13 protein-coding genes and 1 other RNA gene are annotated in these 12,041 nt (G+C 42.0%); 2 read left to right on the top strand and 12 right to left on the bottom strand.

The genetic code is table 11. The features are described 5' to 3' along the window. Window positions 1-132: 132 nt before the first annotated feature. The 6 genes from ffs to JX304_RS10110 form a co-directional block, all read right to left on the bottom strand. An RNA gene (gene ffs, locus JX304_RS10135) (signal recognition particle sRNA small type) lies at window positions 133-227 on the bottom strand. Between the two features lie 39 nt (window positions 228-266). Next, window positions 267-776: a tRNA adenosine(34) deaminase TadA gene (gene tadA / locus JX304_RS10130; RefSeq protein ID WP_003016809.1), complete on the bottom strand. Its 510-nt coding sequence runs from the start codon at window positions 774-776 to the stop codon at window positions 267-269. Window positions 777-1,078: 302 nt separating this feature from the next. Beyond that, entirely contained in the window at window positions 1,079-2,656 is a 1,578-nt protein-coding gene (locus JX304_RS10125) for an ATP-binding cassette domain-containing protein (RefSeq protein ID WP_205012453.1), read from the bottom strand. Further along, window positions 2,640-3,635, bottom strand: a complete 996-nt coding sequence (locus tag JX304_RS10120; protein WP_239649434.1) for a radical SAM protein — start codon at window positions 3,633-3,635, stop codon at window positions 2,640-2,642. Before JX304_RS10120 ends, JX304_RS10125 begins: the two co-directional genes overlap by 17 nt. A 118-nt stretch (window positions 3,636-3,753) precedes the next feature. Beyond that, on the bottom strand, window positions 3,754-4,398 hold the full coding sequence (locus tag JX304_RS10115; RefSeq protein ID WP_118227768.1) for an HAD family hydrolase: 645 nt from the start codon (window positions 4,396-4,398) through the stop codon (window positions 3,754-3,756). A 214-nt stretch (window positions 4,399-4,612) separates the two neighbouring features. Continuing rightward, window positions 4,613-5,905 carry an adenylosuccinate synthase gene (locus tag JX304_RS10110; protein ID WP_205012452.1) on the bottom strand — a complete coding sequence of 431 codons (1,293 nt, stop codon included), beginning with the start codon at window positions 5,903-5,905 and terminating at the stop codon, window positions 4,613-4,615. A gap of 222 nt (window positions 5,906-6,127) precedes the next feature. On the opposite strand from JX304_RS10110, the gene hslO reads away from it, so the two are divergent. Together hslO and dusB are read left to right on the top strand one after the other, a co-directional pair. Further along, window positions 6,128-7,000, top strand: a complete 873-nt coding sequence (hslO, locus tag JX304_RS10105; RefSeq protein WP_205012451.1) for an Hsp33 family molecular chaperone HslO — start codon at window positions 6,128-6,130, stop codon at window positions 6,998-7,000. After that, window positions 6,987-7,964, top strand: coding sequence for a tRNA dihydrouridine synthase DusB (dusB, locus tag JX304_RS10100; protein ID WP_205012450.1), 978 nt, complete (start codon window positions 6,987-6,989; stop codon window positions 7,962-7,964). The genes hslO and dusB overlap by 14 nt, the downstream gene beginning before the upstream one ends. A 316-nt stretch (window positions 7,965-8,280) precedes the next feature. On the opposite strand, the gene JX304_RS10095 is transcribed toward dusB, so the two are convergent. The 6 genes from JX304_RS10095 to pnuC all read right to left on the bottom strand — a co-directional run bounded on the left by JX304_RS10095 (window position 8,281) and on the right by pnuC (window position 12,038). Beyond that, window positions 8,281-8,967 carry a YoaK family protein gene (locus JX304_RS10095; RefSeq protein WP_205012456.1) on the bottom strand — a complete coding sequence of 229 codons (687 nt, stop codon included), beginning with the start codon at window positions 8,965-8,967 and terminating at the stop codon, window positions 8,281-8,283. A gap of 245 nt (window positions 8,968-9,212) precedes the next feature. Further along, on the bottom strand, window positions 9,213-9,548 hold the full coding sequence (locus JX304_RS10855; protein ID WP_239649433.1) for a hypothetical protein: 336 nt from the start codon (window positions 9,546-9,548) through the stop codon (window positions 9,213-9,215). Window positions 9,549-9,558: 10 nt separating this feature from the next. Further along, complete coding sequence (locus tag JX304_RS10090) at window positions 9,559-10,101, bottom strand: DUF3278 domain-containing protein (RefSeq protein ID WP_205012449.1); 543 nt, start codon at window positions 10,099-10,101, stop codon at window positions 9,559-9,561. Between the two features lie 14 nt (window positions 10,102-10,115). Then, entirely contained in the window at window positions 10,116-10,310 is a 195-nt protein-coding gene (locus JX304_RS10085) for a helix-turn-helix transcriptional regulator (protein WP_001082478.1), read from the bottom strand. A 168-nt stretch (window positions 10,311-10,478) separates the two neighbouring features. Beyond that, the gene (locus JX304_RS10080; RefSeq protein ID WP_205012448.1) at window positions 10,479-11,255 is read right to left on the bottom strand and encodes an NUDIX domain-containing protein; all 777 of its coding nucleotides are present in this window, start codon (window positions 11,253-11,255) and stop codon (window positions 10,479-10,481) included. Then, window positions 11,256-12,038, bottom strand: coding sequence for a nicotinamide riboside transporter PnuC (gene pnuC / locus JX304_RS10075; protein WP_205012447.1), 783 nt, complete (start codon window positions 12,036-12,038; stop codon window positions 11,256-11,258). Between the last annotated feature and the right edge of the window lie 3 nt (window positions 12,039-12,041).

Genomic DNA, 12,041 nt, shown 5'->3' with positions numbered 1-12,041 from the left:
CTCAGGATCAATATCTCTAAGCTCGGTTGCGCCTTATAGGCTAATTTCATGTTACGCTATAGCCCTCACGTCGCTTCGCTACTCAGGATCAATATCTCTAAGCTCGGTTGCGCCTTACAGGCTTACCTCACTAAGAGCTATAGAAAAAGAGCACACAGTTCACTTCGCTTAGGGCTGCTGGATTCCTCCCCTGACCCGCTTCACGCAGAACTGTTGCTCCGATAGGTATTATATCATAATTTGTTCGATTTGCAAAGGTCCGGTTTTTATTCTTGTGTTTCGGCCTTGGCTGCGAGTTTGGCTTGTTTTTTTCGTTCTCGACCTTGGCGGAAGAAGGTCTGCATGATGGCTGCACATTCTGCTTCCAAGATTCCTGTTTCTACTTCGACTCGGTGATTGAGGCGTTCATCTGCCAAAATGTCGTAGAGACTACCTGCTCCACCGAACTTCTGATTGGTCGCCCCGTAAATCACCTGGGGAATCCGAGCTAGACCAATGGCACCACTGCACATGACACAGGGCTCAATCGTGACAAAAAGCGTCGTATCCAGCAGGCGCCAGCTATTTTCACGCTGATTGGCCTCCTCGATCGCCATGATTTCCGCATGCATGACCGCCCGCTGCAGCTCCTCACGCGCATTATGTCCACGCCCGATAATCTGACCATCCTTGACCAAGACACAGCCAATCGGTATTTCATCATTGGCGAGGGCAATCTCCGCCTCCTTCAGGGCTTCCCTCATAAACATCGCTTTTTCCTCTATCGTGTAGTCCATCTCTTCCTTCTTCCTTTTAGTTTCTTTGTTCATTATACCATAGGCAGCTTACGACTCACAAAAAAAGCCGCCGATTGGGCGACTCTTATGGGAGATTATTATGAAAAAGTTTAGGAGGTTTAAACAAAGTTAGGAGGTCTTTGTTTATGCTTCTAGTATAGCTGGCCTATCTTAAATAAAGCTTAAGTTCTCTGAGTATTGATGATTTTGGAAATATCACCACTTAGAATCTCAAAAATATCTGACAAATTGCTGGCTTACTACTATCCGCTTTGTCGCAGAACCAACTATTGTGGCATCGCTCATCCTTTACGTAACTCAAGGATTTGGTCATAGCGCTCTTCTTCATCAATATGATGGGCTATTTCTAGTACCGTGATCGGCAAAGAAAAGATTAGGTCTCTAACCAGACGACTATTTTTTTCGTCCAAAGCTGATGTCACTTCGTCCGCTAATAAAATATCCTTCTCGCGTAAGAGAAAACGAGCCAACTCTAATCTGACACGCTGACCTCCTGAAATGTTTTCACCATTATTATGAATTTCTACATTCAAAATATCCTGAAATTCATCTATTAAGCCAACTCGGTCCAATACCTCCAATAATTCATGGTCCTGAAAAGGCTGACCAAAAGTTAGATTATAGCGGATAGTATCGTCAAACAGGAAGGGATGCTGGCTAATTAAACCGATATTCCCTTGGAAATGACTCGTTATTTGATTTCCATCATACTGAACGAAAATGTCACCCTCATCACATACTTCTTCTCCTAAAATCAAGCGAAAAAGAGTCGTCTTTCCAGACCCGCTCGGTCCTTTGATTAAGACCTTCTGACCTACTGAAATCGTCGCCGTCAAATCAGAAAAAAGCTGACGTTCAGCAAAACTTTTTGAAATATGATTTAAGCGCAACGATTCGAGATTTTCAACAAATTGATCCTTTGTCTCTTCGAAATCAGGTTCTTCCTCGATAATCTTAAACAGGCGGTTCGCAGTCGGCAAGGCACCTTGGAGATTGGCTGCACTGTACATCAGAGTTTGGATCGGTTCTACCAGCATCCCCGCAGCAACATACATAGAGATGAGGCTTGTAATAGAAATAGAATTTCCCTGTAAACTCAAATAAAAGCCTAAAGCAAGAGGAACAACCTGACTAAAAAAGACCATAAATCCATTAAAGAAAAAAATAATATTATGTGTGAAACAAAATCTTTGGATGGCTTTTTGATATTCTCCGTTTAAATCATTCACGCGCTCTTCATTCAGCCTCATGGCCTGATTAATCCGTAAGGTTTGGCTGCCTTGCATACTATCCGAGACAAGCCCATGTAATTTCGTTCTAAGCTTGGACCAGCTGTCTCCCGAATCTTGTAAACGACGATTCATGATGAACTGAGGAATAGGTCTCATAATCGTAAAAATGACAAAAATAAGTCCTAAGAGAAAATTTTGTGAAACAATATAAATGGCTGTAACAAGGGCGACAAATCCCCAACTCACCATAACATTTATATTTTCCAAATAATTATCGCCCACATATTCCATATCTTGAGTTAGCAGACTAACTTTTTCATCATTGGAAAATTTAGGATTCAATATGACTTTCTTAAATAAAAGGGCACGGACACTTTTGTTGATTTCTCTTCGGAATATATTGTGCGAATAGTTTGAAAACAGCATCAGACTATAAATAACAAGATAGACAGACAAACCAAATAAAACAAAATTGAGAATTTTTCCATAAGAAAGGCCGTCTTGATCTAACTTCAAGGCCTTCGTTAAAATCAGAGGTTGCGCCAACACCAAACCACTATTCACAATACGCCCTAAAAAAATAGGAAAAAGATACTTCTTATCAATGTACTTATAAATATTTCTCATAATTATCATCCATCAAACAGGTATAATTATTATTCACTACAACTTCTGGGGAAGAGATATGATATCCTGAAGTTACAGCTAACTTAGATAATTCAAAACTTGCATCTTTATCCAGTAAAGTAACGCAGTAATTTATATCTCTATCTCCTTTGCCCCAATTTCCAATATTATGATAAGAAATCTTAAATCTGGAATCATCTTTGAAATAGATACCATCATGTGTTAAAAACTCTTTAACATTTTGATAGTTATCTTTACTTACATTAAAGCGAATCACACAAATAAAATCAAATTTACTTTCTTGCATTGCTTTCAAATTATCGAATATACGATTATACGACAACCCACCGTTTTGCAATACTCTCTGATTATTATGACTTTCTTCATCTCCATCCAAAGTTATCTGGTAACTAGTCACTTTAAATTTTTCATTCAAATATCGAAACTTATTCTTAGTCAATAAATAACCATTCGTAGTGATTGCACTTTGATAATGAATCTGATATTTCTCACATAAATCTATAAAAACAGGAGACAACCGCTTGATAGTTTTATATCCCAACAGTGGTTCTCCTCCAAACCAGCCTACTGACAAATACTTATACTTCCCGGACTGAAGTTTTTCTTTCAAAAATTGGACAATGGCATCTTCTGTCTCTGTTGACATAGCAATATTTTCAAATTTTTCATAACAATACTTACACCGAAAATTACAATCTCCATGTGTCAAAATTGTTAGTTCCAATAATTCAGCATCTGTATCGCTTATTTTAGATAGATACTTTTCGACCTCATACTCACCCTCACTTAAATATTTATTTTTATCAAGATAAGCATGAAACTCTTTCCTAATCACATCATTGCTGTCGACTACTCTATTCAATTCATTCGTAAGAAAAAATGAATGATTGGTTTTAGTATTAAAATACAACGTACCATCATCAGTACTATATTTTAATATATATCGTGACAAATTCATATTATCACCTCTTAATCTGTGTGACTTAACCTACAGTAAGCATACACCGATAGAAATATTAAATCAAGCAATATTCAGCAGATTAGAAAAGTTCCAACTTTTAATATTTTGGAAAAGGTTATCCTATAAAAGCTGCAATTTCGCCAACTTCTTGAGCAATATAGGTGGCGCCGGCTTCTTCCAATTCTTCCCTGCTTCCAAAGCCATAAAGGACACCGATAGAATCAAGCTTTTGCGCTTGAGCGCCAAGCACATCGTGCTCCCTGTCTCCAATCATGATGGTATGCGCCAAATCTGTAATCCCATTTTGCTCCAAGGCATACTGGATAACATCGCTTTTTTTACTACGTTTTCTATCCATGGTCGCACCAGCGACAAAGTCAAAATAATCATACAAACCAAAGTGTTTGAGAATTTGAATGGAAAATTCTTCAGGCTTTGACGTAGCTACAATCAACTGTTTGCCAGCCTGCTTGAGAGAAGCCAGCAAGTCAGGAACGCCTAGATAGACCTCATTTTCATAAAGGCCTTTTTCGGAAAAATACTCATGATAGTAGTCAATGGCCTTTAAATATTCTTCCTTAGAAAATCCATAAAAGCGCTCAAAAGACTCCTGCAAGGGCGGACCGATGAATACTCTCAATGCTTTCTTGTCTGGCACTTGAATCCCATATTTTCCTAAGGCATAGGCCACCGAGTTGGTAATCCCTAGTTCTGAATTGGTCAAGGTGCCGTCTAGGTCAAATAAAATCGTTTGATACATTTTTTCCTCTTTCTGCTTTCAAAAAGAGGCTGGGACAAAAGTCCTAGCCTCTCAATTGTCTTTGGATTGTCGAGCAAGACGCAGTGGTTGAGTGGGCTCTACTACGCTGATTTCATCAGCTTTTACAGCCCTACTCAACTGTGCGGAGGTGGGACGATGAAATCGAATTCTAACGAATGACCGATTTCTGTCCCACTCTCTTATCTTCATTTGCTTATAAACTAGACCACACACTTTCAAGGATATTGGTTTGGTCACGATCTGGTCCGACTGAGAAGGTTGAAATGCGCACACCAACTAATTCACCGACACGGCGAACATAGTTGCGAGCATTTTCTGGAAGCTCATCCAAGTGGCGGACACCTGTGATGTCTTCTGACCAGCCTGGTAATTCTTCATAGATTGGTTTGCAACGTTTGAGTTGCTCCAAGCTTGCTGGGTAGTGGTCGATGCGTTCCCCATCCAAGTCGTAGGCTACACAGATTTTCACTGTATCCAAGCCGGACAGAACGTCGATCGAGTTCAAGCTAAGGTTGGTAATTCCTGACACGCGACGGCTATGGCGCATGACAACTGAGTCAAACCAACCAACACGACGAGGACGACCGGTTGTTGTCCCATACTCATGGCCGACTTCACGGATCCGATCACCCACTTCATCGAAGAGTTCCGTAGGGAATGGGCCATCACCAACACGGCTGGTATAGGCTTTACATACACCGACAACCTTGTCGATCTTGCTTGGCCCCACACCTGATCCGATAGTTACCCCACCTGCAACTGGGTTAGAAGAGGTTACAAACGGATAGGTTCCTTGGTCAATATCCAACATAACCCCTTGGGCTCCTTCAAAGAGCACGCGCTTGCCGTTATCCAAAGCATCGTTCAAGATGACAGAAGTATCGGTTACATATTGCTTGATTTGTTGACCATATTCATAGTATTCTTCGAAGATATCATCAAAGGAAAGAGCTGGAGCATTGTAGAGTTTGGTGAACAGACGGTTCTTTTCTTCCAAGTTGATGCGCAGGCGTTCTGCAAAGACGTCGCGGTCCAACAGATCCGCAATCCGGATTCCCACACGAGCTGCTTTATCCATGTAGGCTGGGCCAATCCCTTTAATCGTCGTTCCAATCTTGTTATCCCCTTTGGCTTCTTCTTGGAGACGGTCCAATTCGATATGGTAAGGAAGGATGACATGGGCACGGTCTGAAATGCGCAAACTATCTGTGGTCACCCCTTCTTCATGAAGGTAGGCCAATTCTTTGACCAATGACTTAGGATTGATCACAACCCCATTTCCAATGACAGAGATTTTTTCAGGGAAGAAGATTCCTGAAGGAATCAAGTGAAGCTTGAATTTTTTGCCATCAATTACGATGGTATGTCCCGCATTATCCCCACCTTGGTAGCGCGCGATGACTTCGGCGTTCGCAGAAAGGAAATCTGTAATCTTTCCTTTTCCTTCATCTCCCCATTGGGTTCCTACTACTACAACTGATGTCATAATCTATTTCATATTTCCTAGATAGAAGCTATCTAGGCCTTTCTTCAAACTCAGGGCAGGAGTCTCACCTGCAAGTTTGTCTTACACTTTATTATAAGCAATTTTTAGCATTTTTTCAAGATTCACTCGCATCTCCTAGATTTTCTCTGCCTCTTTCAACCTTCCTGATTTTCAGAATTCTCCTTGTCCCCACTTTGCTTGATTTGTGCTAAAATAGTAGGTATGGACAAAATTATTAAAACTATCTCAGAAAGTGGTGCTTTTCGTGCCTATGTACTTGATAGTACGGAAACAGTACGAACTGCCCAAGAAAAACATCAAACGCAAGCAAGTTCCACGGTCGCACTCGGCCGTACTCTCATCGCTAGTCAAATTTTGGCAGCAAATGAAAAAGGAGATACCAAAATTACGGTCAAGGTCCTTGGAACAAGCTCACTTGGAGCCATCATTACCGTTGCGGATACCTCTGGAAATGTCAAAGGCTATGTGCAAAATCCTGGAGTGGATATCAAGAAGACTGCGACCGGTGAAGTCTTAGTTGGGCCATTTGTCGGAAACGGTGAATTTCTAGTCATCACTGACTATGGCACTGGAAATCCTTATAACTCTATGACACCTCTTGTCACCGGTGAAATCGGTGAAGACCTAGCCTTTTATCTGACGGAAAGCCAACAAACCCCTTCAGCAGTTGGACTTAATGTTCTGTTGGATGACCAAGACAAGGTCAAGGTGGCTGGTGGTTTCTTGCTTCAGGTCTTGCCAAATGCCAAGGAAGAAGAAATCGCCCGCTTTGAAAAACGGATCCAGGAAATGCCTGCCATCTCAACACTTCTGGAATCGGAAGACCATATTGAAGCCCTTCTCAAGGCAATCTATGGTGATGAACCATACAAACGCCTGTCAGAAGAAGAACTGCGCTTCCAGTGCGACTGTAGCCGTGAACGTTTCTTGAATGCTCTATCAAGCCTTCCGACCTCTGATCTAGAAGAGATGAAAGACGAAGATCACGGCGCAGAGATTACCTGCCAATTTTGCCAAACCCACTACCACTTTGACGAAAATGACTTGGAGGAACTCATTCGTGACAAATCTTAATACGCCATTTATGATCGGGGATGTCGAAATCCCTAACCGTACTGTCCTAGCCCCAATGGCCGGAGTGACCAATTCAGCCTTCCGGACCATTGCCAAAGAACTGGGAGCAGGGCTCGTTGTCATGGAAATGGTCTCTGACAAGGGCATCCAGTACAACAACGAAAAGACCCTGCATATGCTTCACATCGATGAAGGAGAAAATCCTGTATCAATCCAACTTTTCGGAAGCGATGAAGACAGTCTCGCACGCGCAGCAGAATTCATCCAAGAACATACCAAAACCGATATTGTCGATATCAACATGGGCTGCCCAGTGAATAAAATCGTGAAAAACGAAGCAGGTGCTATGTGGCTAAAGGATCCAGATAAGATCTACTCTATTATTAATAAAGTTCAATCCGTCCTTGATATCCCTCTCACTGTCAAAATGCGGACAGGTTGGTCAGATCCTTCTCTAGCAGTGGAGAACGCCCTCGCTGCCGAAGCTGCGGGTGTCTCTGCCCTTGCTATGCACGGACGAACTCGGGAGCAAATGTATACAGGTCATGCAGACCTTGAGACCCTTCACAAGGTTGCCCAAGCTCTAACCAAGATTCCTTTCATCGCAAATGGAGATATCCGTACGGTTCAAGACGCCAAGCAACGGATCGAAGAAGTCGGTGCCGATGCGGTCATGATCGGTCGCGCTGCTATGGGGAATCCTTATCTCTTCAACCAAATCAATCATTACTTTGAAACGGGAGAAATCCTGCCTGATTTGACCTTCGAAGACAAGATGAAGATTGCCTACGAACACTTGAAACGCTTGATTGATCTCAAGGGAGAAAAGGTTGCCGTCCGTGAATTCCGTGGCCTCGCCCCTCACTACCTCCGTGGAACATCTGGCGCTGCTAAACTACGCGGAGCCATCTCGCAAGCTAGCACTCTAGCAGAGATTGAAAAACTCTTACAATTAAACGCTTAGAAATAATAAAAGCAGGACCTCACATGAGGTCCTGTTTAGAATTATGACAAAGTCATCTTAAAAACTTTCCTTAGGTGAGTACGGATGTCAGCGAACTTCGAAGAAGTTCCATGACTTAGTTTTGAGCCTAAGGTCTCAAAACTCCCGAGTGTCTGAAACAATTGTGTTTCAGACACTTTTCTCACGGCGGAAAGTTTCAGTGTATATTTGAACAATCCTAATAGTATATATCAGTTTAATTTTTTGCATCACCTAGATTGCTTAATATTAAAAACAATTTGTCTACAATCTATATAGGACCTCATGTGAGGTCCTATTATAGATTATCTGTCTGTAAGCCGAGTTGTTTGACTCTTCCTGTATAGTAGGACATGATCAAAAAGAGGTTGGCTGTGATCAGCCAGATAGACCATTGGTGAATGAAATGCATGAGGATGGCTACGCTAATAGCTCCCGCGACAAAACTTCCAACGACAATCCCGTAATTCATGGCCTGGCGACGGTATTCTACCAGATCTCCTTCCCCTCGAGCCATACGGTACAAGGCCGTCAGCATCTTGCGGTAATTTCCTGATGTCATGAAAATCACATAGGGGTGATTTTCAATCAGGGTACCGGTAAAGGTCAGCATCATCATGCCTGTCCCAAAGGCAATAAAGGGAACCTCAAAAGGTGGCATCCAAGATACTAGAGGAATCAATAAAGTGACAACAAATAAGGGGATGAGCATCTTGGTTCGCCAAAAGGCTGTTTTGCGATATTCCTTGATATGCAAGGCCACAAGAAAGCCGATCGAGAAAAAGAAGATAGACGAAAAACGCATGATGGTATTGGTCATATTGGGATCATGCCAATCGGCAATGAGAAGCAAAAGATTCCCTGTTTGTGTTGCAACCAAACTTCGGTAGTGCATATGGCAAAAGACATCTAGACCTCCACCGATAAAACCAAGTAGAGCTCCCATCAGTCGCGTATTTTGTGGTAAGATAATTTTTTCTTCCATAGTCTTATCCCTTTTGATTTCAATTATTTTTATTATACCACTTTGCACCAAGGCTGCGTATAGAAAATGAATCATAACCACTCATCAAACAAGTGGTTTACGTCAAGACTATAATTCTAGATAATTAGAATTTTCCTATCACTGTATAGTGCTATGAAGAATCATATTAATAACCTTCGTGGTTCCTGAAAGAAAGTTCAAAATAATTCAGTTGTCCTGTTTTCTTTTTTCATGGTAGTGACCTCTTAAAAACATTGTTTGCCTTCTTTAAAGAGTTGATAGAGAGTATAGATATAAATGAGACTAAAAATAATACAGATGGTTAGAAATAGGAGATATCTCCAATCCATAGAATTCGTTATCAGTTGTGGGAGAGATACGAGAATAAAGCAGAGAGATGCGTTTAAGAGGCGTATTTTTTGGGATTTGATTTTCTGAAATCTTTGTCCTTTGTTCAAGACAGGAAGGGCTAAGAGGAAGATGATCAGAAAAGGACGCGTAATTTGGCCATAAACTAGGAAAACTGTCATAAAGATACTGACCAAAATATGGCTGAGAATTAAAGTTAATAGTGATTTCATAAGTTTCCTCCTAATCGTCGTCTTGATCTTCTCTAGCTTTTTGAATGCGAAGAGTGACGACAATTTGGACTGTTAATCCGAAAAAGAAGGTTGCAACGATGGTTGACAAAATACTTCTTGTATTCAAAAGAGCGGTAAGATAGCTTTTGCTATCATCCATTAGGATATTGAGGAGTGGCATTCCAAAGAACATAGCTATTCCATAGACTAGACCAGCTTTAAGACCAGGATTACGTAACTGTTTCTTTTCCTTCTGGCTCAACATATCAGGATCGATAGCAGTAATACCTGTTTTTTTAGTTTGACTAGTGACATAGATAGCACAAACCATGGAAATTAGAAAGATAATGATTGGATATCCAAAAGAGACTACTTGGGGATATCTAAAAGCAAGGACAAAGGGAATAAGATTGCCTAAAGTCATGAGGTAAAAGAGAATCATAAAGATTTTATTTCCGATGTGCTCAGCTTCGCGCCGTTTGTGTTCATCAAGGGGGCCTGAAATGCCATAGATGCGTTTGATCAGTTTTTCATTGAGGGGTTCTTTTTTCATTTTTCTTCTCCTTTTTAAAAATCGTCCTCCCAAAAGAGACTGTTGAGGTCAGTTTGGAGGCTTCGAGCGAGATTGAGACAAAGTTCCAGGGTAGGATTGTACTTGTCGTTCTCAATCATGTTGATAGTTTGCCTAGAGACACCGATATCCTTGGCGAGCTCAAGCTGGGACATGCCCAGTTCCTTACGAAATTCTTTCACACGGTTCATGTTTCCTCCTATTAAATTAATGTCGCATATATTTGACTATAGTATAGTATTTCGAACACAAAATGTCAACTATTTTTGACATTTTTTTAAATATTTTTTGATAAAACAAAAAATCCCTCCAGCTACTAATAGTAACTGGAGAGATTTCCGGAATGAACCTCGCTCGATTTATGGCTTTAAGCGATAGGTCTTGCGTGGTTTTTTCTTAGGCACCCGTTTGACACCCACTTCTTCCACAAATTCTCCGAATTTTACGAGAAAGTTATTGCTAACGATGGGGCGCCCTGGATTGATTAGATTGACCAATTCCGTTGCTTCATAAACTGTGAAAGGCTCCTCTAACAGATAGAGGAAGGTTGGGTTCCAGTCCAAACGCCCCTGAATCCGCTTGATGGATTCTTGAATGATTTGATAGTGGTCAAAGGCAAAATCAGAAGCAGCTAGTGGATTCCCTTCCAGCAAGCACTGGGCTTTTTTGAAATCAACATCCAGAAAAACAACTTCCTTGGCATCGTCTCCTGCTTGGACCATGTTTACTGCTTCTGCTGGCAGATAGACCAGATGAGCAATGGTAATGACCCAGCCTCTGGGATCACGCCCAGGGGTGGAGACTGTCATGAGCTGCTCCACCTTATTAACTGGAAGATCGAGCCCGACTTCTTCTTTGACTTCTCGGATGCAGGCATGGGTCGCATCTTCCTCCTTGTTCACAAAGCCCCCAACCAAGGCGAGGCGGTGTTGATAAGGGTGGGCCTTGCGGCGAATGGCTAAGAGCTTGAGCTGGCCTTCGACAAAACAGTAGGCTACCATGTCCGCTGTGACACTTGGGGTTTCATAAGTCGGTAAGTCTTGTTCCTTGTACCACTTGAGAAAGTCTGCTTCACTAGCGACCGTCTCAAAATACTCTTTCTCTGTCATTCCTGCTGGAATCGAGAGAGTTGCCATCTAAGCCACCTCCTTCTTGAGGGCTTTGGTCCATTGGTACCAGCCCACTAAACTATTGAGCGTGTAGACCCAGTACATCCCTTGAATGTGAACACTCTGATCCCACCAGAGATAGATACTAAAGACGTTGGTCGCAATCCAGAAGATCCATTGCTCCCGGTAAAGGCGGGTCATGAGGAGCTGACCGACCCCATTGGTCGCATCAGTAATGCTATCACGGAAAGGGCGAGCGCTATGGATGCTCTGATACGCGAAGCCCATACCGATCCAAATCACAGCACACAAGGCCAAGTAGCGCATCCACTCGATTAAGTTCAATTTCTTGGCTTCAAAGTGAGATTCTTCAACCTTACCTTGATCGTTGATCCGATTGGAGAGCCAGACATAGAGACCGATCGGTTGCATGATGAAGAAATAAAGAGTTGTCAGAACTTCCCCGTAGAAGTTTTTATTGAGGGCTAAAACGAGGTAGATCGCTGAATTCACTGCTCCAAAGAGGTAGTTGCTAGCACGTCCTTCGGCAACCAGGATAACACAGACAATGCCTGTCCAAGAGGCAAACAGTCCCAGCCAATCATGCTGTCCTGCACGATTGGTCCATTCTAAGAAGAAGGGAACGCTGGAAAGAAGCAGGAGATAGATCCATTGAAAGGCTGTACGTCCTACAAAAAGGTCCTTCCATAGGAGTTTCATAATATTGACAAAGCCTTGCTTTTTCGCTTCTCGGTGAACATTTTTGAAGTCTTGGCTAAAAGTTGCAAATTTTTCAGATAGGTTTTTCATAAG

Origin of the sequence: Streptococcus parasanguinis (assembly GCF_901875555.1) — a bacterium.
Lineage (GTDB): Bacteria > Bacillota > Bacilli > Lactobacillales > Streptococcaceae > Streptococcus > Streptococcus parasanguinis_H.
This window is presented reverse-complemented; position numbering and strand designations above follow the sequence as displayed.

What these genes read in the sequence shown, in the direction of transcription:
- JX304_RS10090 (WP_205012449.1), bottom strand. Translation starts at nt 10,101, where the DNA reads ATGAAAAAAGAACCCCTCAATGAAAAACTGATCAAACGCATCTATGGC.
- JX304_RS10095 (WP_205012456.1), bottom strand. Translation starts at nt 8,967, where the DNA reads ATGGAAGAAAAAATTATCTTACCACAAAATACGCGACTGATGGGAGCT.
- JX304_RS10120 (WP_239649434.1), bottom strand. Translation starts at nt 3,635, where the DNA reads ATGAATTTGTCACGATATATATTAAAATATAGTACTGATGATGGTACG.
- JX304_RS10125 (WP_205012453.1), bottom strand. Translation starts at nt 2,656, where the DNA reads ATGAGAAATATTTATAAGTACATTGATAAGAAGTATCTTTTTCCTATT.
- JX304_RS10110 (WP_205012452.1), bottom strand. Translation starts at nt 5,905, where the DNA reads ATGACATCAGTTGTAGTAGTAGGAACCCAATGGGGAGATGAAGGAAAA.
- JX304_RS10855 (WP_239649433.1), bottom strand. Translation starts at nt 9,548, where the DNA reads ATGAAATCACTATTAACTTTAATTCTCAGCCATATTTTGGTCAGTATC.
- JX304_RS10115 (WP_118227768.1), bottom strand. Translation starts at nt 4,398, where the DNA reads ATGTATCAAACGATTTTATTTGACCTAGACGGCACCTTGACCAATTCA.
- JX304_RS10085 (WP_001082478.1), bottom strand. Translation starts at nt 10,310, where the DNA reads ATGAACCGTGTGAAAGAATTTCGTAAGGAACTGGGCATGTCCCAGCTT.
- JX304_RS10080 (WP_205012448.1), bottom strand. Translation starts at nt 11,255, where the DNA reads ATGGCAACTCTCTCGATTCCAGCAGGAATGACAGAGAAAGAGTATTTT.
- hslO (WP_205012451.1), top strand. Translation starts at nt 6,128, where the DNA reads ATGGACAAAATTATTAAAACTATCTCAGAAAGTGGTGCTTTTCGTGCC.
- tadA (WP_003016809.1), bottom strand. Translation starts at nt 776, where the DNA reads ATGGACTACACGATAGAGGAAAAAGCGATGTTTATGAGGGAAGCCCTG.
- pnuC (WP_205012447.1), bottom strand. Translation starts at nt 12,038, where the DNA reads ATGAAAAACCTATCTGAAAAATTTGCAACTTTTAGCCAAGACTTCAAA.